The 21,298-nt window shown below is 37.6% G+C and carries 20 protein-coding genes; 15 read left to right on the forward strand and 5 right to left on the reverse strand.

What is annotated here, in order from left to right:
* The first annotated feature begins 118 nt into the window (after positions 1 to 118).
* The 8 genes from pyrB to pyrE are packed head-to-tail and all read left to right on the forward strand — an operon-like array spanning position 119 to position 9,632.
* Positions 119 to 1,033, forward strand: a complete 915-nt coding sequence (gene pyrB, locus DN389_RS08555) for an aspartate carbamoyltransferase (protein WP_048565657.1) — start codon at positions 119 to 121, stop codon at positions 1,031 to 1,033.
* A complete protein-coding gene (pyrC, locus tag DN389_RS08560) occupies positions 1,017 to 2,303 on the forward strand; it encodes a dihydroorotase (RefSeq protein WP_149237020.1) in 1,287 nt (428 codons plus the stop codon). The genes pyrB and pyrC overlap by 17 nt, the downstream gene beginning before the upstream one ends.
* Positions 2,300 to 3,397, forward strand: coding sequence for a carbamoyl phosphate synthase small subunit (locus DN389_RS08565; RefSeq protein ID WP_000828673.1), 1,098 nt, complete (start codon positions 2,300 to 2,302; stop codon positions 3,395 to 3,397). Before pyrC ends, DN389_RS08565 begins: the two co-directional genes overlap by 4 nt.
* Entirely contained in the window at positions 3,382 to 6,600 is a 3,219-nt protein-coding gene (gene carB, locus DN389_RS08570; RefSeq protein ID WP_048563197.1) for a carbamoyl-phosphate synthase large subunit, read from the forward strand. Before DN389_RS08565 ends, carB begins: the two co-directional genes overlap by 16 nt.
* On the forward strand, positions 6,597 to 7,376 hold the full coding sequence (gene pyrK, locus DN389_RS08575) for a dihydroorotate oxidase B electron transfer subunit (protein ID WP_000983346.1): 780 nt from the start codon (positions 6,597 to 6,599) through the stop codon (positions 7,374 to 7,376). Before carB ends, pyrK begins: the two co-directional genes overlap by 4 nt.
* On the forward strand, positions 7,373 to 8,302 hold the full coding sequence (pyrD, locus tag DN389_RS08580) for a dihydroorotate oxidase B catalytic subunit (RefSeq protein WP_001081053.1): 930 nt from the start codon (positions 7,373 to 7,375) through the stop codon (positions 8,300 to 8,302). The genes pyrK and pyrD overlap by 4 nt, the downstream gene beginning before the upstream one ends.
* On the forward strand, positions 8,287 to 9,003 hold the full coding sequence (gene pyrF, locus DN389_RS08585; RefSeq protein WP_000083488.1) for an orotidine-5'-phosphate decarboxylase: 717 nt from the start codon (positions 8,287 to 8,289) through the stop codon (positions 9,001 to 9,003). Before pyrD ends, pyrF begins: the two co-directional genes overlap by 16 nt.
* Positions 9,000 to 9,632: an orotate phosphoribosyltransferase gene (pyrE, locus tag DN389_RS08590; protein WP_000711449.1), complete on the forward strand. Its 633-nt coding sequence runs from the start codon at positions 9,000 to 9,002 to the stop codon at positions 9,630 to 9,632. The genes pyrF and pyrE overlap by 4 nt, the downstream gene beginning before the upstream one ends.
* A 116-nt stretch (positions 9,633 to 9,748) precedes the next feature.
* Here the strand turns inward: pyrE and DN389_RS08595 are convergent, their stop codons facing one another.
* Both DN389_RS08595 and DN389_RS08600 read right to left on the reverse strand, forming a co-directional pair.
* Positions 9,749 to 10,003: a YbeF family protein gene (locus tag DN389_RS08595; protein ID WP_001003926.1), complete on the reverse strand. Its 255-nt coding sequence runs from the start codon at positions 10,001 to 10,003 to the stop codon at positions 9,749 to 9,751.
* A 166-nt stretch (positions 10,004 to 10,169) separates the two neighbouring features.
* Positions 10,170 to 11,555 (reverse strand): hypothetical protein, encoded by a 1,386-nt coding sequence (locus tag DN389_RS08600; protein ID WP_098189985.1) that lies wholly within the window; start codon positions 11,553 to 11,555, stop codon positions 10,170 to 10,172.
* A gap of 101 nt (positions 11,556 to 11,656) precedes the next feature.
* Between DN389_RS08600 and DN389_RS08605 the strand changes: the two genes are divergently transcribed.
* Both DN389_RS08605 and DN389_RS08610 read left to right on the forward strand, forming a co-directional pair.
* A complete protein-coding gene (locus tag DN389_RS08605; protein WP_098802330.1) occupies positions 11,657 to 12,088 on the forward strand; it encodes a YoqO family protein in 432 nt (143 codons plus the stop codon).
* Positions 12,089 to 12,103: 15 nt separating this feature from the next.
* Positions 12,104 to 12,472: a YoqO family protein gene (locus DN389_RS08610; protein WP_001208261.1), complete on the forward strand. Its 369-nt coding sequence runs from the start codon at positions 12,104 to 12,106 to the stop codon at positions 12,470 to 12,472.
* A gap of 32 nt (positions 12,473 to 12,504) precedes the next feature.
* Here DN389_RS08610 and DN389_RS08615 read toward each other — a convergent pair whose 3' ends face one another.
* The 3 genes from DN389_RS08615 to DN389_RS08625 all read right to left on the reverse strand — a co-directional run bounded on the left by DN389_RS08615 (position 12,505) and on the right by DN389_RS08625 (position 16,258).
* Positions 12,505 to 13,029 (reverse strand): DinB family protein, encoded by a 525-nt coding sequence (locus DN389_RS08615; RefSeq protein ID WP_088123302.1) that lies wholly within the window; start codon positions 13,027 to 13,029, stop codon positions 12,505 to 12,507.
* 84 nt (positions 13,030 to 13,113) lie between these two features.
* Positions 13,114 to 14,184 (reverse strand): M24 family metallopeptidase, encoded by a 1,071-nt coding sequence (locus tag DN389_RS08620; RefSeq protein WP_098189986.1) that lies wholly within the window; start codon positions 14,182 to 14,184, stop codon positions 13,114 to 13,116.
* 364 nt (positions 14,185 to 14,548) lie between these two features.
* Entirely contained in the window at positions 14,549 to 16,258 is a 1,710-nt protein-coding gene (locus DN389_RS08625; RefSeq protein WP_000863260.1) for an Rqc2 family fibronectin-binding protein, read from the reverse strand.
* A 105-nt stretch (positions 16,259 to 16,363) separates the two neighbouring features.
* Here DN389_RS08625 and DN389_RS08630 point away from each other — a divergent pair, with 105 nt between their 5' ends.
* The 5 genes from DN389_RS08630 to rpoZ all read left to right on the forward strand — a co-directional run bounded on the left by DN389_RS08630 (position 16,364) and on the right by rpoZ (position 21,239).
* Complete coding sequence (locus tag DN389_RS08630) at positions 16,364 to 19,087, forward strand: calcium-translocating P-type ATPase, SERCA-type (RefSeq protein ID WP_001104753.1); 2,724 nt, start codon at positions 16,364 to 16,366, stop codon at positions 19,085 to 19,087.
* Positions 19,088 to 19,186: 99 nt separating this feature from the next.
* Positions 19,187 to 20,062: a YicC/YloC family endoribonuclease gene (locus tag DN389_RS08635; protein ID WP_000563111.1), complete on the forward strand. Its 876-nt coding sequence runs from the start codon at positions 19,187 to 19,189 to the stop codon at positions 20,060 to 20,062.
* 67 nt (positions 20,063 to 20,129) lie between these two features.
* Positions 20,130 to 20,393 carry an extracellular matrix/biofilm regulator RemA gene (gene remA / locus DN389_RS08640; protein ID WP_001251456.1) on the forward strand — a complete coding sequence of 88 codons (264 nt, stop codon included), beginning with the start codon at positions 20,130 to 20,132 and terminating at the stop codon, positions 20,391 to 20,393.
* A gap of 13 nt (positions 20,394 to 20,406) precedes the next feature.
* Positions 20,407 to 21,024, forward strand: coding sequence for a guanylate kinase (gmk, locus tag DN389_RS08645; protein ID WP_001257740.1), 618 nt, complete (start codon positions 20,407 to 20,409; stop codon positions 21,022 to 21,024).
* Between the two features lie 2 nt (positions 21,025 to 21,026).
* Positions 21,027 to 21,239, forward strand: a complete 213-nt coding sequence (rpoZ, locus tag DN389_RS08650; RefSeq protein WP_000933965.1) for a DNA-directed RNA polymerase subunit omega — start codon at positions 21,027 to 21,029, stop codon at positions 21,237 to 21,239.
* Positions 21,240 to 21,298 lie beyond the last annotated feature (59 nt).

Genomic DNA, 21,298 nt, shown 5'->3' on the forward strand with positions numbered 1-21,298 from the left:
CGGAAAGGGTGGCTTCTTCCTTGCACCCTAGTCTCACATGACTAGGGTATTTTTATACGAAAGTTGTTATAAAAATACAAAAGTGGTAACATAAAAATCAGAAAGATGAGGGATGACGATGAGCCATTTGTTAACGATGAGTGAATTATCGGAAGTAGAAATTTCAGAAATCCTAAAAGACGCAGAAGATTTCGCGAATGGAAAAGAGAGCAAAACGACAGAGCAAACTTTTGTTGCGAACTTGTTCTTTGAGAATAGTACGAGAACGAGATTTAGCTTTGAAGTTGCTGAGAAGAGATTAGGACTTGAAGTTTTAAACTTTTCAGCGGATGCATCTAGCGTACAAAAAGGAGAAACTTTATACGATACGGTAAGAACACTAGAATCAATCGGAACAAAAGCGGTGATCGTCCGCCATGAGCAAGATCGCTACTTCGATGAACTAAAAGAACAGGTAAATATCCCAATCTTAAACGCTGGAGATGGATGTGGAAACCATCCAACGCAGTGCCTACTCGATCTTCTTACAATTAAACAAGAGTTTGGAAGATTTGAAGGATTAAAGATTGCGATAGTAGGAGATGTTCGTCATAGCCGAGTAGCACGTTCTAATGCAGAAGCATTAACGAAACTGGGTGCAACAATTTACTTTGCAAGTCCAGAAGAGTGGAAAGATGAAGACAGCACGTTTGGAACATACAAACCATTAGATGAACTTGTTCCAGAAGTGGATGTAATGATGTTACTTCGTGTACAACATGAGCGTCATGATCATTATGAAACAGACATTATGAAAGAGTATCATGAGAAACACGGATTAACAGTGGAAAGAGAAAAGCGTATGAAAGAAGGAAGCATTATTATGCATCCAGCTCCTGTAAACCGTGATGTTGAAATTGCAAGTGAACTTGTTGAGTGTGAGCGTTCACGCATATTTAAACAAATGGAAAATGGAGTTTACGTAAGAATGGCTGTACTAAAACGCGCCTTACCAAATGTATTAGGAGGAATGAAACATGAATTACTTGTTTAAAAATGGTCGTTATATGAATGAAGAAGGAAAAATCGTAGCAACAGATCTTCTCGTACAAGACGGTAAAATCGCTAAGGTAGCAGAAAATATTACGGCAGATAATGCTGAAGTAATCGATGTGAACGGAAAGTTAATCGCACCTGGATTAGTAGATGTACACGTACATCTTCGTGAACCAGGTGGTGAACATAAAGAAACAATTGAAACAGGTACACTAGCAGCGGCAAAAGGTGGATTCACTACAATTTGTGCAATGCCAAATACACGCCCAGTACCAGATTGTAGAGAACATATGGAAGACTTGCAAAATCGTATTAAAGAAAAAGCGCATGTCAACGTACTACCATACGGAGCAATTACAGTACGGCAAGCTGGTTCTGAAATGACAGATTTCGAAACATTAAAAGAACTTGGAGCATTTGCTTTCACTGATGACGGTGTAGGCGTACAAGATGCTAGCATGATGTTAGCTGCTATGAAGCGTGCAGCGAAATTAAATATGGCAGTAGTTGCGCATTGTGAAGAGAATACTCTTATTAATAAAGGTTGTGTACATGAAGGGAAGTTTTCTGAGAAACACGGATTAAACGGTATCCCATCAGTATGTGAATCTGTACATATTGCAAGGGATATACTGCTTGCTGAAGGGGCAGATTGTCACTATCACGTATGTCACGTAAGTACGAAAGGTTCTGTACGCGTAATTCGAGATGCGAAACGCGCTGGAATTAAAGTAACAGCAGAAGTAACACCTCATCACTTAGTGTTATGTGAAGATGATATCCCATCAGCTGATCCTAACTTTAAAATGAACCCACCGCTTCGTGGGAAAGAAGATCACGCAGCACTAATTGAAGGTTTATTAGATGGAACGATTGATATGATCGCAACTGATCATGCACCGCATACAGCGGAAGAGAAAGCGCAAGGAATTGAAAGAGCACCATTCGGAATTACTGGTTTTGAAACAGCATTCCCACTTCTATACACAAACCTTGTGAAAAAAGGAATTATTACATTAGAGCAGTTAATTCAATTCTTAACAGAAAAACCAGCTGATACATTCGGCTTAGAAGCTGGTCGCCTGAAAGAAGGTAGAACAGCTGATATTACAATCATTGATTTAGAACAAGAAGAAGAGATTGACCCAACAACATTCTTATCAAAAGGAAAAAATACACCATTCGCAGGTTGGAAATGCCAAGGATGGCCGGTAATGACAATCGTTGGTGGTAAGATCGCATGGCAAAAGGAGAGTGCATTAGTATGAAAAGACAACTTATCTTAGAAGATGGAACAGTATTAATTGGAAAAGGTTTCGGAGGAGAAATCGAAAAGTCAGGTGAGGTTGTATTTACAACAGGAATGACTGGATATCAAGAAACATTATCTGATCCATCATATTGCGGTCAAATCGTAACATTCACGTACCCATTAATCGGAAACTACGGCATCAACCGTGATGATTTTGAATCGATTCACCCATCTGTAAATGGTTTAATCGTAAACGAAATTTGTGATCATCCATCAAACTTCCGTAATGAAATTTCGTTAAATGATTACTTAAAAGAAAGAAATATCCCAGGGTTAGCAGGAATTGATACAAGAAAATTAACGAGAAAAATTCGTCAATACGGTACATTACGTGGACGTCTATGTAACATGGATGCAGATGTAGAATACATCGTGAGCCAATTAAAAGCGACAGTATTTACAGATCACGTGAAACGCGTATCAACGAAAGATCCATACCCAAGCCCAGGCCGTGGACACCGAGTTGTACTTGTAGACTTCGGAATGAAACATGGTATTTTACGAGAATTAAATAAACGTGACTGTGATGTAATTGTAGTACCTTACAATACAACAGCAGAAGAAATTTTACGTCTTAGCCCAGATGGAATTATGTTAAGTAACGGACCTGGAGATCCAAAAGATGTACCAGAAGCAATTGAAATGTTAAAAAACATTATCGGTAAAGTTCCTTTATTCGGAATTTGCTTAGGACATCAACTATTCGCTCTAGCATCTGGTGCGAATACAAGTAAGTTAAAATTCGGTCACCGTGGTTTAAACCATCCGGTAAAACATCTTGCAACTGGAAAAGTAGCAATTACATCTCAAAATCATGGTTACGCAGTAGAAGAAGAATCAGTTAAAAATACAGAACTTGAAATTACACATGTTGCTTTAAATGATGGAACAGTAGAAGGTCTTCGTCATACGAAGTTCCCAGCATTTACAGTACAATACCATCCAGAAGCTTCTGCAGGACCAGAAGATGCAAACGATTTGTTCGAAGATTTCTTAGCAATGATTGAAAACTTCAAGAAAGAAGGGGAAGAGTTATGCCAAAACGCCTAGACATTAACACAATTTTAGTAATCGGATCAGGACCAATTGTAATTGGGCAAGCAGCAGAGTTTGACTACTCTGGTACACAAGCTTGTCAATCTCTTAGAGAAGAAGGTTACAAAGTAATCCTTGTTAACTCTAACCCAGCAACAATTATGACAGATACTGCAACGGCAGATAAAGTATATATAGAACCATTAACACTAGAATTCGTAAGCCGTATCATTCGTAAAGAACGTCCAGATGCAATCTTACCAACATTAGGTGGTCAAACAGGCCTGAATATGGCTGTTGAACTTGCGAAATCAGGCATACTTGAAGAGTGCGGAGTTGAGATTTTAGGAACAAAATTATCAGCAATCGAGCAAGCGGAGGATCGTGATTTATTCCGTACCTTAATGCAGGAATTAAATGAACCAATTCCATCTAGTACCATTATTCATACGCTAGAAGAAGCACATGAATTTGTAAAAGAAATTGGATATCCAGTTATTGTTCGCCCAGCATTTACAATGGGGGGGACAGGTGGCGGAATCTGTAGTAATGAAGAAGAACTAATTGAAATCGTATCAGGTGGATTAAAACATAGTCCGGTAACACAATGTTTATTAGAAAAGAGCATTGCTGGTTGTAAGGAAATTGAATATGAAGTAATGCGTGATTCAAATGATAACGCGATTGTAGTATGTAACATGGAAAATATCGATCCAGTTGGGGTTCACACAGGTGATTCTATCGTTGTAGCACCGAGCCAAACATTAAGTGACCGTGAATATCAAATGTTACGAAACACTTCATTACGAATTATTCGTGCATTAGGAATTGAAGGTGGATGTAACGTTCAGCTTGCACTTGATCCTTATAGCTTCCAATATTATGTAATCGAAGTAAACCCGCGTGTAAGTCGTTCATCTGCACTAGCATCTAAAGCAACTGGATATCCAATTGCGAAGCTAGCGGCAAAAATTGCAGTCGGTTTAACATTAGATGAAATTATAAATCCAGTAACACAAAAAACATATGCTTGTTTCGAACCAGCATTAGACTATGTTGTTTCAAAAATTCCACGCTGGCCATTTGATAAGTTTGAATCAGCAAACAGAACACTGGGTACACAAATGAAGGCAACTGGTGAAGTTATGTCAATCGGACGTAACTTAGAGCAATCATTATTAAAAGCGATTCGTTCTTTAGAACTTGGTGTTTATCACTTAGAGTTAGAGCATTTAAAAGAGCTTGATAAAGAGACAATGAAAAAACGCATTATAAAAGCTGATGATGAGCGACTGTTTATTGTAGCAGAAGCAATTCGTCAAGGTGTAACGAAAGAAGAAATCAACAATTGGTGTGAAATGGACTTCTTCTTCTTACAAAAAGTTGAAAATATCGTAAATATGGAACGCGAAGTAAAAGCAAATGTAGGAAATATGGAAGTATTACAATCAGCGAAAGAAATGGGCTTCAGTGACCATTACATCGCCAATGCTTGGAACAAAACAGAGCGTGAAATTTACGATATGCGTAAAGAAAGCAATATAACTCCTGTTTATAAAATGGTAGATACTTGTGCGGCAGAGTTTGAATCAGCAACACCATACTACTACAGCACATATGGTGACGAGAATGAATCGGTTAGAACAGATCGTAAGAGTGTAGTAGTTCTAGGATCTGGTCCAATCCGTATCGGTCAAGGTGTTGAGTTTGACTATGCAACAGTTCACTCTGTATGGGCAATTAAAGAAGCGGGATATGAGGCAATCATTGTTAATAACAATCCAGAAACAGTTTCAACAGACTTCAGTATTTCTGACAAATTATACTTTGAACCATTAACAATCGAAGATGTAATGCACATTATCGATTTAGAAAAGCCAGAAGGTGTGATCGTCCAATTCGGTGGACAAACGGCAATTAACTTAGCTGCTAAATTAGAGGCTCACGGTGTGAAAATCTTAGGAACATCACTTGAAGATTTAGACCGTGCAGAAGATCGTGATAAGTTTGAAGCAGCTCTAACACAACTTGGTATCCCGCAACCAGTTGGTAAAACAGCAACGACTGTAGAGCAAGCGGTAGCAATCGCTGACAAAATTGGTTACCCAGTATTAGTAAGACCATCTTACGTACTAGGTGGACGCGCGATGGAAATCGTATATCGTCAAGAAGAACTGCTGCACTACATGAAAAATGCAGTTAAAGTTCACGCAGATCACCCAGTATTAATCGATCGTTACATGGTTGGTAAAGAAATTGAAGTAGATGCAATTTCAGACGGTGAGAATGTATTCATTCCAGGTATTATGGAACATATTGAACGCGCTGGAGTTCACTCTGGTGACTCAATCGGAGTATATCCACCGCAAAGCTTATCTGCAAAACTGAAAGAACAAATTATTGAACATACAATTGCACTTGGAAAAGGTTTAAACATTGTTGGATTACTAAACATTCAGTTTGTAGTATTCAAAGATGAAGTGTATGTAATTGAAGTAAATCCACGTGCGAGCCGTACAGTACCATTCTTAAGTAAAATTACAGGCGTACCGATGGCGAATGTTGCAACGAAAGTTATTTTAGGTCAAGATCTTGTAGAACAAGGATATGGAACTGGTTATCACCCAGAAGAGAAAGAAGTGTATGTAAAAGCACCGGTATTCTCATTTGCGAAGCTACGTTCAGTTGATACAACATTAGGACCTGAAATGAAATCAACAGGGGAAGTAATGGGTAAAGACTTAACGCTTGAAAAAGCATTATACAAAGGGTTAGTTGCTTCAGGAATTAACATCCCAACGCACGGATCAGTAATCATCACTGTAGCGGATAAAGATAAAGAAGAAGCGATGGAAATTGCAAAACGTTTCCACGAAATCGGCTATAACTTATTAGCAACAGCTGGAACAGCACAATCGTTAGCAGAGCAAAACATTCCAGTGCAAGTTGTAAATAAAATTGATTCTGAAGAATACAACTTACTTGATATTATCCGTCAAGGAAAAGCACAGTTTGTAATCAATACATTAACAAAAGGCAAACAACCAGCGCGTGATGGTTTCCGCATTCGCCGTGAATCAGTAGAAAATGGTGTGGCTTGCTTAACATCACTTGATACAACGAGAGCAATCTTACGAGTACTAGAATCTATGACATTCTCAGCTCATTCAATGAAAGAAATTACGCAAACGAAGCGTCACGAGGTGGTACATGCATGATGCAAAAGCAAAATATGATCGTCGTTAACCAAAAAGAAATCGCAAAAAACATTTACGAATTAGTGCTTCAAGGGGATCTAGTGCAGCAAATGAACGATCCGGGGCAGTTTGTACACATTAAGGTAGCAGAGGGCATTACGCCCCTTCTGCGCCGCCCAATTAGTATTTGTAATGTCGATCAAGACAAGAACGAATTTACAATGCTATATCGTGCGGAAGGACAAGGAACAAAAACATTAGCGAAAAGAAAACAAGGCGAACTTGTAGATGTGTTAGGACCACTTGGACATGGTTTTCCTGTAGAAGAAGCGGAAGCTGGACAAACGGCTCTATTAGTTGGAGGGGGAATTGGTGTACCACCACTATATGAATTGTCACAGCGTCTTGTAGCAAAGGGAGTACGCGTTATTCACATCTTAGGTTTCCAAACGAAAGATGTTGTCTTCTATGAAGAGAAATTCGCAGAGCTTGGTGATACGTATGTTGCAACAGTTGATGGTACGCATGGTACAGAAGGCTTTGTAACAGATGTAATTGATAGCTATGGAATCGACTTTGACATTCTATACTCATGTGGACCTTTAGCGATGCTTCGTGCATTAGAAGGACGCTATAAAGAGAGAAAAGCCTACATTTCATTAGAAGAGCGTATGGGCTGTGGCATTGGAGCATGTTTCGCATGTGTATGCCATTTACAAGCAGATCCAAGTGGACATTCTTACAAGAAGGTGTGTAGCGACGGACCAGTATTTCCAATCGGGGAGGTTGTACTATGAACAGATTGCAAGTTGAATTACCAGGGTTATCATTAAAAAATCCAATCATCCCAGCATCTGGTTGCTTCGGATTTGGTCGTGAGTATGCACAGTTCTATGATTTAAGTGTACTTGGATCAATTATGATTAAAGCGACAACAGAACAGCCTCGTTACGGAAACCCAACGCCTCGTGTTGCGGAAACACCAGGCGGAATGCTAAATGCAATCGGGCTTCAAAATCCTGGATTAGAAAAGGTAATGAATTCTGAATTACCTTTTCTTGAGCAATTTGATCTTCCGATTATTGCGAATGTTGCTGGCTCACAAGCCGAGGATTATGTAGCAGTTGCGAAAGAAATTTCAAAGGCACCTAATGTTCATGCGCTAGAATTAAATATTTCTTGTCCAAACGTAAAAACGGGTGGTATCGCTTTTGGTACGAATCCTGAAATTGCTGCTGATTTAACGAAGCGAGTAAAAGAGGTTTCTGAAGTACCGGTATATGTGAAATTGTCACCGAACGTGGCAAACATTGTGGAGATTGCAAAAGCAATTGAAAATGCGGGTGCGGACGGTTTAACGATGATTAATACATTGCTTGGTATGCGTCTAGATTTAAAAACAGCTAAACCAATTTTAGCAAACCGTACAGGCGGATTATCAGGTCCTGCGATTAAGCCAGTAGCAATTCGTATGGTACATGAAGTAAGCCAAGCGGTTAACATTCCGATTATCGGAATGGGTGGTATTGAAACTGCGGAAGATGTAATTGAATTCTTCTATGCTGGCGCAAGCGCGGTTGCAGTTGGAACAGCGAACTTTATCGATCCATTCGTATGTCCGACAATTATTGAAGAATTACCAGCATTACTAGATGAATTAGGATTTGATCACATTTCGGAATGTCAAGGAAGGAGCTGGAAGCAAACATGTCACAGTCGTTAATCGTTGCACTAGATTTTCCAGGGAAACAAGATGTAGAACAATTCTTACACCACTTTGAAGGGGAAGAGTTATTTGTCAAAGTTGGTATGGAGTTATTTTACAAAGAAGGCCCTGCGATTATTACGTACTTAAAAGAAAAAGGGCATAAGATCTTCCTAGATTTAAAACTTCATGATATTCCGAATACAGTAAAAAGCGCTATGCGTAGCCTAGCTAGTCTAGATGTTGATATGGTAAATGTTCATGCTGCTGGGGGAAGCAGTATGATGAAAGCTGCGATTGAGGGATTAGAGGAAGGTAAGCAAGAAGGAAAAGAGAGACCGATTTGTATTGCAGTTACACAACTAACAAGCACTTCGGAAGCTATGATGAAAAAAGAGATCGGCATTGAGAAAACGTTAGAAGAAGCGGTTGCTCATTATGCAAAACTGACGAAAGAAAGTGGACTTGATGGCGTTGTTTGTTCAACACTTGAAGTTCCAAAATTACGTGAAGTATGCGGAAATGAATTTGTAACAGTAACACCGGGGATTCGTCTTGCAAGCGATGATGTAAATGATCAGGTGCGCGTAGCAACACCGAAACGTGCGAGGGAACTTGGCTCAAGCTACATCGTAGTTGGACGTAGTATTACAAAAGCAGAAAATCCGCTTGAAGCGTATAAAACAGTAAAACAACAGTGGGAAGGTGTAACAGTATGAAAAAAGAAATCGCATCGCATTTATTAGAAATTGGAGCAGTATTTTTACAACCAAATGATCCATTCACTTGGTCTTCAGGTATGAAATCACCAATTTATTGTGATAATCGTTTAACTTTATCTTATCCAAAAGTACGTCAAGCGATTGCAGCTGGATTAGAAGAGTTAATTAAAGAGCACTTCCCAACTGTAGAAGTTATTGCAGGAACAGCAACTGCTGGTATTGCGCACGCTGCATGGGTAAGCGATCGTATGGATTTACCAATGTGCTACGTACGTAGTAAAGCAAAAGGTCACGGTAAAGGGAACCAAATTGAAGGAAAAGCTGAAAAAGGTCAAAAAGTAGTAGTAGTAGAAGACTTAATTTCAACTGGCGGTAGTGCAATTACATGTGTAGAAGCACTTCGCGAAGCTGGATGTGAAGTATTAGGAATCGTATCAATCTTCACATACGAGCTAGAAGCAGGAAAAGAAAAACTAGAAGCAGCTAACGTAGCATCATACTCTTTAAGCGACTACAGTGCATTAACTGAAGTAGCAGCAGAAAAAGGTATGATCGGACAAGCTGAAACGAAAAAATTACAAGAGTGGCGTAAAAATCCAGCAAACGAAGCTTGGATCACAGCGTAACACGAAAAAAGACGACCGCGGGGGAACGCGGTCGCCTTTTTTATATCATTGCTAAAATTTTATGTAAAGTTCCATCGACATCAAAGAAAAACATATTACAATCTCCTCGCTAATAACTATTTAGCGTTTTCTACAACTTCATATCCTCTTACAAACAATAGCGTCATATAAGAAACAATAAATGAGAAGATGCTATACATGCCAACCCAAAAGAAAAATTTTGGAGTAAAGGCGATAACACCTATTATTAAAAAACTAGCAAACGTTACAATCGGCATTACGTAATACGTTTTCGTCTTGCGTGTTCCAATAACAGAAATGATAAAGATAAGTAATGGACAAATTAATAAGACGAAAATCAATTCATTCATAGTTATGTCCCCTTTTCTAATTGAAGTAATCTGTTTCTCGTAAACGTTTTGAAATAAATACTCTCCTAATATAACTTCGCTAACATATACATAATCCCTTTTGAAAGTCAGTAATAAATGATTGATTTCACAATAAAAAACGTAAGCAAGAGAATACTCGCTTACGTTATAGAATAAACATCGCAACGATTGTGGTGACGATTAAGCCAATCACAACTGGTAAAAAGTTTCGGCGTGCAAGTTCAAACGGATCTACTTTGCATATGGCAGCGGCAGGAATAAGCGCCCAAGGAATTAAAGTGCCACCGCCGGTCCAGATTGCTGCAATTTGCCCGAGTGCTGTTAATGTAGCGGTTCCATGCCCAAGTGCTGTTCCGAAAAGGTTTGCAATCGAACCAGCAAGTGATATACCGGAAAAACCAGATCCATCTAAGCCTGTTATGACACCAACAATAGTTAATGTTCCTGCCGATACATATTGATTTAAAGGTACAGTTTGGGATAAGGCGATTCCTAAGTCGTTAATGATTCCATGTGAACCTTTCGGTAAATAGGCTCCGATAATTTTTATAAAGCCGCTATCTCCTAAATAAAAGAGTGCAGCAATTGGGATAACTGGGCCGAAAATTTTAAATCCAAATTGGAGCCCTTCTATAAAATAATCGGTCGTTTTATTCAGTCCATTACCTTTGTAGGCGATGAGAGAAATAATGATAATCATAATAACAGTCGTCCCGCCGATAAGTGCAGTTGCGTCGCTTCCTTGTAGTTTAAATTGAATCATGCAAAGGATATCGATGGCATATACGATCGGAATACAAATAGCGAGCCATTTTTTTGTTCGAGGAGATAATGAAGTGAGCGTTTTAGAAGACTCAGTTGATGGGATAGATTCTTGTATAGATAAGCCTGTATGGAATTCTTTTCGTAAGAAGAAAAATGCGACGGAAGTTGTCACAATACCCATAACGATAACGAGGGGAACACTGGCAGAAACAACGCTGGAAACAGGAAGACCAGCAGCATCCGCTGTTAATTTCGGTGCACCTTGAATAACGAAGTCACCAGATAAGGCGATGCCGTGTCCGAACAAGTTCATAGCAATGGCAACTCCAATTGGCGGAAGGCCGACGCGTACAGCGACGGGTAATAAAATAGCTCCCATTAAAGCGACAGCTGGAGAAGGCCAAAAGAAGAAAGAAATTGTCATCATTAAAAGGCCGATAATCCAGTAGGCGAGGGTAGGGGTACGAATCATCTTTGTAAATGGTGAAATCATCGTATCATTTATGCCAGTATGAACGAGTAGATTGCTCATTGATACGATAACGGAGATGATTAATATAGTTGGTAATAGTTCAGTAATAGCGTAAATGAAACTTTGAAAAATACCGCTAACGGCAAGAGGGATAGAACTTGTAGCAGATAATGATAATAAAAAGATAAAAACGATACAAATAATCGTCGTATCTTTCCGGAGAATAAAAAAAGTAATAATAGTGAGTAAACAAAGAATATAGAGAGCATGCAATAGCGTTAATTCAACTCCCATAACATTCACATCCTTTAGGCATTCGTGTAGTTTATTGTATGAAAGCAGTAAAAGTATGTGAGTATAGGAAAAAGAAAAAAAGTGAAATTTCATGTACTGTAATGGTAAGAAATGGAAATGGATGTTACAATACAATTAATCCTAAAAATGGAATTATAAGAGGGTTTATGCGCAAAAAAATTGGGTTTTGGGGATTCATCCTTTCTTGTAGTCTATTAATCATTTTGAATCTGTTTACAAGTAATGAATGGGTCAGTATCATACCTGTTTTCGGGTTTGTATTTATACTTTTATATAACTGGGATGATATGAAACAATATAGTAAGAAAAGTATCGGATGTATGATAGGCATTATTGTTATTTGTTCATTTGTCGCAGGGATTATTTTAATAGAGGGGCAGAAGCAAATGGAGAAAATGTCTATTTTTCAAGAATGGATGTCATCTGCGAAGGGTCTTTATATTGTAATTGTAGTTGTTATTTTACTAAGATTTGTTATAAGCATAGTAAGTTACATATTAAAGGAGAAGTAGAATGGGGGAGTACGAATGAGAGAGAAAATAGGTTATTATGGTGTGCTCGTTTGTTTACTATTATCAGTTATTTCAGGGCAATTTCTTAAAAGTGAATGGGTACCAATTATATTATGTATAGGAGTATTCATATTTGCTCCTATGTATCGCTGGGATGAATGGAAAGCATATAGCAGAAAAAAGAAAATTGTTTTCAGCATCGAGTTTGTCATTATAATTAGCACGATTCCTTTTTTGTTATTGAAAGGAAATGAGATAATAGATGGAATTGTAATGTTTCAAGGGTGGTTATTTATCGCGAAATTACTATATTTAATATGTATTTTAATGTCGATAGCGGTAGTCGCTAAAAAAGTAAACGAAAAGTTATTCGTTAATGAATAAAAGAAAATGCCACCTTATTCGGTGGCATTTTCTCATTTTACTGAATGAGATTTTTGCATCTTTTTAACTAAACGAATTTGTCCGCGATGATTGATTTCATCTTCAAATACGTGGAACCACTTAAAATAGTTATTCGCTCGTTTGTCATACCAAAATTCTGTCGTTTTAAATAGCCATTCATCAGGTAACGATTGAAAAGTCTCGATCGTTTTGGAACGTACTTTTTGTAATGTGTTTATGTAAAATTCTATAGGGTTTCCTTTTATTTTCTCGCGTCCAATATTTCCTAACTCAATAGCAGGTAACCACTGTTCTAATTCAGCCTCCGTTGGTTCACGGTCTTCAAAAGTATGAATTTGGTAGTAAAATTCAATAGCGGCCATATGGTACAAAAGCATGCCAATTGAATTTGCTTCCTCATCATATAAATAATCAAGTTCTTCAATTGTTAAACCTTCCACCGCCTGCATTGTTGTATAACGAGCGTAATTCATCATGGAAACAAGTTTTGAAAATTCAACTTGTAAACCATCTATTTTATCAATTACAAAATTCAATTAAAATTCCCCCTCTTTAAACGATGACTCCAGAGAAAGAATTCTATGTGCAGAGAAAAACTCCTTTTAAAAAAGGTCATGATTTTAACAAGGAATAACAATTAGTTCCCGATTTGATTTTGTAATAACTTCATATCCGTCTTTTGTGATGACAATATCATCTTCAATTCTACAACCGCCCCAGTTTGGTATATAAATGCCTGGTTCCACTGTAACAACCATACCTTCTTCTAAAGTAGCTTTACTTTCTTGGGATAAGCGGAGAGGTTCATGTATTTCTAACCCAAGACCATGACCAGTAGAGTGTCCAAAATATTGGCCGTATCCATGCTCAGTGATGTAATCTCTCGTTATATCATCGATACTTTTCGCAGTTTCTCCAGGCTTAATTGCTTCAGTCCCACGTTTTAAAGCTTCTAGGACAACACTGTATATTTTTTTGAATTCTTCTGACGGTTCCCCGATTGCTACAGTGCGAGTTATATCGGAACAATATCCATCGTAAAGTGCACCGAAATCTAATGTAACGACGTCGCCTCGTTCGATTATTTTATTTGATGCAACTCCATGAGGAAGAGAAGAACGAACGCCAGAAGCTACAATGATTTGAAATGAAGAGGATGTAGCCCCTTTTTTTCGCATGAAAAATTCTAACTCATCTCGTACATCATTTTCACTTATTCCTGGTTTTAGAAACGTAAGGATGTGATGAAATGCTTCGTCCGCGATATTAGCTGCGATTTTCATTGTTTCTATTTCAGGCGTGTCTTTAATGATACGAATATTTTCGATGATTTCGCACACTTGAACCATTTCTACATGTACGTATTTTTGTAAGTTTTTATATTGTTGCAATGTCATGTTGTTTTCTTCAATTCCGAGTTTTTGAATGTTTAATTTCGATACTTGATTTGCAATTTCTTTTTCTAAATTTCCTTTATGCATAATAATTTCAGCATCTTTTATTTGTGATTTTGCTTGATCTACATAGCGAAAATCAGTTATAAAAACAGCCTTATCCGCAGAGAGTAAGACGACGCCAGCGCTACCTGTAAAGCCAGTTGCATATTGGCGGTTTTCTTTTTTTGTAATCAGTAATCCGTCAATTTCATAGTTTTGTAGTTGATTTTGGATTTTATTAATTTTTAAAGTCATGTTAATTCCCCCTATTCACAGTATTGAATAAAGCAAATAGTGTGCCAAAATATATATTTGAAGAAAAGATAGTAGGAACAACATATATTTTAGGGGAGATAAAAAATAGCTCGCTATTTGTGGGAGACGGTTTGTTCATAAAATCCAGATTGCTTCAATAAATAGCAGGGGGATGAAAAAATATTGATTGGAGTTGCACTTTATTTACATGCTGTAAAAAATTTTATACAACTGTGAAATGACACTGTCAATTTTTTTTGACAATATTGAAAGGGAGAAAGATGTTTTGAGTTATTGAATGGATATAGGAACTAAATTGAAAAAATATAAAAAATGCGTTGCTTATAAGCAACGCATTTTTTATTTACGCTTTTAATTTCATTACAGTATCAGCATCAGGTGTTACATATACGGTTTGCTGATTGTCGTACGTAACAAAACCAAGTTTTGCACCACTCGGTTTTTTGACATGGCGTATTTTGGTGAAATCTACAGGAACAGAACTAGAATCTTTTGCTTTACTGAAATAGGCAGCGATTTTAGCAGCTTCTAACACGGTTTCTTCGGTAGGTTCAAGAGAACGAATGACAACATGAGACCCAGGGATATCTTTCGTATGTAACCAAATTTCATCACGACGGGCAAACTTCGTTGTTAAATAATCGTTTTGCTTGTTGTTTTTACCGACGAAAATTTCTGTTCCGTCACTAGCTAAATATTTGTCTAATACCGGTTTAGTTGGTTTCTTCTTAGCATTTTTTGCTTTACGATTGCGCATATAACCTTCTTCAGCTAATTCCTCGCGAATTTCTTCAATATCTTTTGAAGAAGCAGCTTCCATTTGTTGAAGTAAGCTATCAAAATAAAGAATTTCTTCATTTGTTTTTTCGATTTGTTCTTCTACAACAACAACTGAATTTTTCGCTTTTTGGTACTTTTGGAAATAGCGTTGCGCATTGTCAGATGGTGTTTTTAAAGGATCTAATGTAATTTTTACAGTTCCGCCATTTTCGTCGTAATAGTTAACGACTTCAATATCTTTATCACCTTTTTTCAAAGCGTACATATTGGCTGTAAGTAGTTCTCCAAATAGTTGATATTTATCTGCTTTTCCGGCATCTTGTAATGTTTTTTCTAGTTTAATGAGTTTCTTCTCATTTTTATTTTTTTCGTTTTGCATAAAGCGCTCTAAATCATAGGCTTGCTGTTTTACACGGTCTCGCTCTGCTTTTCCGAAAAAGAAACGGTCTAGCAATTCACTAACAGATGAGAATGTCTTGTCTTCTCCTTGCAAGTGTGCAAGAGGGAAAAGATAAAAGAATTCTTTCCCATTTGAAGTAGTCATTGTTGGTGAATATGTATGAGTTAGTAATGGTTTTTGTATGGAGAAAAATGCGTCCGCTAATGCTTTTTCATTTACCATACCTGCTTTTTTCACTACTTCTTTTGCGAATAACGGCGAAATTCCCGTAAAGGTGCCGACAAGCTGTTTATCCATGTTTCCAGATAGAAAGTCTAGCGGTCTAATAAATTCATCATTTGTTTCAATCTGGAGTGGGTTAATTTTATGTTGTGCTGGTGGTGCAATGTACTCCGCTCCAGCATATACAGTTCGATGTCGGTTTACCGCTAAAGAAACGTGTTTTAAGCTATCTAAAATATTGTTTGTTTTTGTATCTACTAAAATGATGTTACTATGTCGTCCCATTATTTCAATTACTAATGTTTTTAGCGATTCGTCACCAATTTCATTTCTGCTACGAACTGTAATTTGAATAATGCGCTCTAAATCAATTTGTTCAATTTTTTCAATGAACCCACCTTCTAAATGCTTACGAAGAAGCATACAAAACATTGGCGGAAGTGCAGGTGAATCGTAATTTTGATTTGTTAAGTGTAAACGTGCATATGTCGGATGAGCGGAAAGAATTAGTTTTTGATTTTTTCCGTTTGCTCGAATATGTAATAAAATCTCGTATTTTGAAGGTTGATATATTTTGGAAATTCTTCCTGTGTAAAGAGAATTTGCAATTTCATGTGTAATTGCTCTTGTAAATAATCCATCGAATGCCATAAATGAACACTCCTTTCTAACTAAAAGTTAATTATAGCATTTTTTTGGACGAGGCTGAATAAGCTTTCAATAGAGTATGTCTGGAATCAGGAGGTCGATAGCGGGATGAACTGGTATGGAATGCGCGCACACGAAGTGGAAGAAAGAACGAATACGAATGTGAAGGTTGGGCTTACAGAGAAGGAAGCAGAAGGGCGAATAAAAAAATTTGGTACAAATGAATTAGATGAAGCCAAAAGGCCTTCTGCACTGATGGTATTTTTGGCGCAGTTTAAAGATTTTATGGTACTTGTTTTATTTGGTGCAACAATAGTTTCAGCTTTTTTAGGTGAATACATTGATTCTATTGCGATTGTTGCGATTGTTATTATCAATGGTATTCTTGGTTTTTTTCAAGAAAGAAAGGCTGAAAAGTCACTGGAAGCTTTAAAAGAGCTAGCCGCCCCGCAAGTTACTGTAATGCGGAATGGAAATTGGGTAAAAGCACCGTCTAAAGCACTTGTTTTAGGTGATATCATTAAATTTTCTAGTGGTGATCGTATTGGGGCGGATGTACGTCTTGTTGAGGCATCAAGTTTATATATCGAAGAATCAGCTTTGACAGGAGAGTCAGTACCGGTGCAGAAGAAGGTAGAAGCTCTGCAGGGGAAAGATGTTTCAATTGGTGATCAAAAAAATATGGCTTTTATGGGTACGATGATTACACGAGGAGCTGGAACAGGGGTCGTTGTAGCAACTGGTATGAATACAGCGATGGGCCAAATTGCAAATATGTTACAAAATGCAGAGCAAATGGAAACACCACTGCAAAGAAGATTAGAGCAACTCGGGAAAATATTAATTATTGTGGCTCTTATTTTGACAGCGCTTGTTGTATTAGCCGGTGTGTATCAAGGGAATGAAGTGTATCATATGTTTTTAGCAGGCGTGTCGCTAGCTGTTGCTGCTATTCCTGAAGGATTACCAGCAATTGTTACAGTAGCTTTATCGCTTGGTGTACAGCGTATGATTAAAAAGAGAGCAATTGTAAGGAAGTTACCAGCGGTAGAAACGTTAGGATGCGCTTCTGTTATATGCTCTGATAAAACAGGAACAATGACGCAAAACAAAATGATGGTAACACATATGTGGTCAGGTGGGGAATTATGGAAAGTTACGGGTCAAGGATATGAACCTAATGGCTCTTTTTTGAAAGGTGAAAAAGAATGCGATCCAGCTAAAACAAAAGCACTGTATCAACTACTAACATTTGGTTCACTTTGTAATAACGCAAATATTATTCAAAAGAAAAAGGCGTATGTATTAGATGGAGATCCAACTGAGGGAGCACTTGTAGCTGCAGCAATGAAAGCGGGGATAACGCGTGAGGCACTGAAAGGGAAATTTGAAATTATTCGTGAATTTCCATTCGATTCAACTCGAAAAATGATGAGTGTTATTGTGCGAGATAGAGAGGGGAAAAAGTTTCTTGTTACGAAGGGAGCACCAGATGTCCTCCTGCAAATGAGTCAAACGATTTTATGGGGGGATAAGCAACAACCGTTAAGTGAGTTGTATAGAAAAGAAGTACAGGCGGCTATTCATAGTTTAGGTAGTCAAGCGCTCCGAACAATTGCAGTTGCATTTAAGCCATTAAAAGTAACAGATTCTATTGAACATGAAAGAGACGTTGAAAAAGATTTTATGTTGGTCGGGATACAGGGAATGATTGATCCGCCAAGACCAGAGGTAGAACAGGCTGTAAAAGAGTGCAGAGAAGCTGGTATTCGAACAGTGATGATTACAGGAGATCATAAAGTGACAGCAATGGCAATTGCGGAACAATTAGGGGTTTTACCACCTGGTGGACGTGTTGTTGAAGGAGTAGAACTCGCGAATATGGATGTAGAGGAACTAGAAAGTGTTGTAGAAGATACGTATGTATTTGCTCGAGTATCACCTGAACATAAATTGAAAATTGTTAAGGCGTTGCAAAATAAAGGGCATATAGTAGCGATGACAGGTGATGGAGTAAACGATGCTCCGGCTATAAAAACAGCGGATATTGGGATAGCGATGGGAATTACAGGGACAGACGTTGCGAAAGAAGCTTCTTCTCTTGTTTTGCTAGATGATAATTTTGCTACGATTAAATCAGCAATTAAAGAAGGTAGAAATATATACGAGAATATACGTAAGTTTATTCGTTATTTATTAGCATCGAACGTAGGAGAAATTTTAGTCATGTTATTTGCAATGTTACTTGCATTACCGCTGCCGATGGTTCCCATTCAAATTTTATGGGTGAACTTAGTGACTGACGGATTACCGGCGATGGCATTAGGATTGGATAAGGCGGAAGGAGACGTTATGAAGAGAACGCCGCGTCATCCGAAAGAAGGGGTATTTGCTAGAGGGCTTGCCTGGAAAATTATAAGCCGTGGCTTTCTAATTGGAGCAGTGACGTTAGTGGCGTTTATTATTGCATATAATCAACATCCAAATGAACTGAAATATGCACAAACTGTGGCGTTTGCGACGTTGGTACTTGCACAACTTATTCATGTATTTGATTGCCGAAGTGAACATTCAATCTTCCACCGTAATCCGTTTGGGAACGTGTATTTAGTAGGAGCGGTTATTATTTCTTTACTGTTAATGTTAGTGGTTATATATTACCCACCGCTACAACCGATCTTTAGTACAATGCCAATACAAGCGAGAGATTGGTTGTTAATTGGAGGTTTGTCATCAATTCCGACCTTCTTATTAGTAGGTTCTTTATTAACAGGGAAAAAGGGGAAGAAGGAAAAGCCAGTATTATATAAGAAGGGATTAAACTTGAAATAGTCAATGATATGAAAATGTGATATAATTTACAGAAGGTAGTAGAGCCTTGTCTCTATTACCTTTTTCATTGAGTTATTTCATGGCTTGGATGTGATAAAAATGATTTGTAGTATGACAGGATTTGGAAGATCGAAAGTAGAAAATGATACTTTTCAAATTACAGTAGAAATGAAATCGGTGAACCACCGTTTCCTAGAGATGAGTATTCGACTTCCGAAGCAAATGATGATATTTGAAGAAAAAATTCGTAAAATAATTGCAGAACAAGTTCGGCGTGGACGCATTGAAGTGTCTATTAGTATAACGGGTGAAGGGCTTGTTGAAAGAAAATTAAGTGTGAATTGGTCGCTTCTTGAGCAGTACCAATCGATTATGGAAGATATAAAAGGAAAATTTCAATTACAAGATTCTATTACACTTCAGCAATTAATGGAAATGCCAGAAGTAACAGCGATTGAAGAAGTAGAAAATGTAAATGAACAATTTGAGAACGGTTTATATGAGGCTGTTCGCCAAGCTGCTCATATGTTAAAAACGATGAGAGATGGCGAAGGAGAACGATTACATAAAGATATAGCGTATCGTCTACAAGAGATTCACAATTGTGTAAATGCAATTATTCCGCATGTACCGATTGTTACACAAAAATATCGTGAACGATTAGAAAATCGCTTAAAAGAATTACATAATCAAGATCTAGATGAACAAAGATTGTTAACAGAAGTCGCAATCTTTGCAGAGCGTTGTGATATTCACGAAGAGTTAGTTCGTTTGCAAAGTCATTTAGAGCAATTTCGTGAAACACTGCAGATTGAAGAGCCTGTTGGAAGGAAAATGGATTTCATCGTGCAAGAGATGCATAGAGAAATTAATACGATTGGTTCTAAGGCAAATGACTTAACAATTTCAAAATATGTTGTAGAAATGAAAAATAACCTTGAAAAAATTCGTGAACAAGTACAAAATATTGAGTAGCTTTCAAAAAATATATAAAGTTATACGTGGTGGAGAAATCGGATAGACTTACTAGGAGGCGCAAACTATGGCCATGCGGTTTTTAAATATTGGATACGGAAATATTGTATCTGCTCATCGAATTATTGCTATTGTAAGTCCGGAGTCAGCTCCTATTAAACGAACAGTACAGGAAGCACGCGAACATAATGCTTTGCTTGATGCTACGTATGGGAGAAAAACAAGGGCGGTTATTGTTATGGATGATGGGCATGTGGTATTAAGTCCAATTCAGCCAGAGACGATTGCACATCGTTTGAATAATAAAGAAGATTTAAGTGAGGAAGGGTAGGTTTTACATATTTATGAGAAGTAGAAGAGGATTGCTCATCGTTCTTTCAGGACCTTCTGGGGTTGGTAAAGGAACGGTTCGAAAAGAGCTGTTTAGTCATGAGGATACACGTTTTCAGTACTCCATTTCAGTAACGACACGTAAGCCACGTGAAGGTGAAGTAGATGGTGTGGATTATTTCTTTAAAGAGAGAGAAGAATTTGAGGAAATGATTCGTAATGAAAAATTACTGGAGTGGGCTGAGTTCGTAGGTAATTATTACGGAACACCGATTGACTATGTTGAAAAAACATTACAAGAAGGAAAAGATGTATTCTTAGAAATTGAAGTGCAAGGAGCAATTCAAGTTAAGAAAGCTTTCCCAGAAGGTGTATTTATTTTCTTAGCACCTCCAAGTTTATCTGAACTAAAGAACCGTATTGTCGGCCGTGGTACAGAAACTGAAGATGTTATTGAAAATCGTTTAACGGTAGCGAAAGAAGAAATCGAAATGATGGACGCTTACGACTATGTTGTAGAAAACGATCAAGTTGAATTAGCTTGTGAAAGAATTAAAGCAATTGTGGTTGGTGAACATTGCCGCCGCGAAAGAGTAGCAAAATATTATAAAGAAATGACGGAGGGTCTATAATTATGTTAAATCCATCAATTGATTCATTATTAACAAAAATCGATTCTAAATATACACTTGTAACAGTAGCTGCAAAACGTGCGCGTGAAATGCAACTTGCTGATAACTGTGTTATCGAGCAACCTGTTTCTCATAAATGTGTAGGTAAATCATTAGAAGAAATCGATGCAGAAGTATTAAAATATGTACCAAGCGAAGGCAAAATCATCGATTAAGACATTCTTTTCGACAAATTAAAACATAGACTTTATAATTTTCTATGTAACGGTAACAA

Source organism: Bacillus sp. AY3-1, assembly GCF_008368785.1.
In the GTDB taxonomy this organism is placed as follows: Bacteria; Bacillota; Bacilli; order Bacillales; family Bacillaceae_G; genus Bacillus_A; species Bacillus_A wiedmannii.

Bases quoted from the DNA above. Each gene is read 5' to 3' on its own strand.
- DN389_RS08605 (WP_098802330.1), top strand. From the start codon at position 11,657: ATGGTAAGAAATGGAAATGGATGTTACAATACAATTAATCCTAAAAAT.
- DN389_RS08595 (WP_001003926.1), bottom strand. From the start codon at position 10,003: ATGAATGAATTGATTTTCGTCTTATTAATTTGTCCATTACTTATCTTT.
- pyrD (WP_001081053.1), top strand. From the start codon at position 7,373: ATGAACAGATTGCAAGTTGAATTACCAGGGTTATCATTAAAAAATCCA.
- DN389_RS08600 (WP_098189985.1), bottom strand. From the start codon at position 11,555: ATGGGAGTTGAATTAACGCTATTGCATGCTCTCTATATTCTTTGTTTA.
- pyrB (WP_048565657.1), top strand. From the start codon at position 119: ATGAGCCATTTGTTAACGATGAGTGAATTATCGGAAGTAGAAATTTCA.
- DN389_RS08565 (WP_000828673.1), top strand. From the start codon at position 2,300: ATGAAAAGACAACTTATCTTAGAAGATGGAACAGTATTAATTGGAAAA.
- pyrK (WP_000983346.1), top strand. From the start codon at position 6,597: ATGATGCAAAAGCAAAATATGATCGTCGTTAACCAAAAAGAAATCGCA.
- pyrC (WP_149237020.1), top strand. From the start codon at position 1,017: ATGAATTACTTGTTTAAAAATGGTCGTTATATGAATGAAGAAGGAAAA.
- DN389_RS08625 (WP_000863260.1), bottom strand. From the start codon at position 16,258: ATGGCATTCGATGGATTATTTACAAGAGCAATTACACATGAAATTGCA.
- rpoZ (WP_000933965.1), top strand. From the start codon at position 21,027: ATGTTAAATCCATCAATTGATTCATTATTAACAAAAATCGATTCTAAA.
- pyrF (WP_000083488.1), top strand. From the start codon at position 8,287: ATGTCACAGTCGTTAATCGTTGCACTAGATTTTCCAGGGAAACAAGAT.
- DN389_RS08620 (WP_098189986.1), bottom strand. From the start codon at position 14,184: ATGACTTTAAAAATTAATAAAATCCAAAATCAACTACAAAACTATGAA.
- carB (WP_048563197.1), top strand. From the start codon at position 3,382: ATGCCAAAACGCCTAGACATTAACACAATTTTAGTAATCGGATCAGGA.
- remA (WP_001251456.1), top strand. From the start codon at position 20,130: ATGGCCATGCGGTTTTTAAATATTGGATACGGAAATATTGTATCTGCT.
- DN389_RS08635 (WP_000563111.1), top strand. From the start codon at position 19,187: ATGATTTGTAGTATGACAGGATTTGGAAGATCGAAAGTAGAAAATGAT.
- DN389_RS08630 (WP_001104753.1), top strand. From the start codon at position 16,364: ATGAACTGGTATGGAATGCGCGCACACGAAGTGGAAGAAAGAACGAAT.
- gmk (WP_001257740.1), top strand. From the start codon at position 20,407: ATGAGAAGTAGAAGAGGATTGCTCATCGTTCTTTCAGGACCTTCTGGG.
- pyrE (WP_000711449.1), top strand. From the start codon at position 9,000: ATGAAAAAAGAAATCGCATCGCATTTATTAGAAATTGGAGCAGTATTT.
- DN389_RS08610 (WP_001208261.1), top strand. From the start codon at position 12,104: ATGAGAGAGAAAATAGGTTATTATGGTGTGCTCGTTTGTTTACTATTA.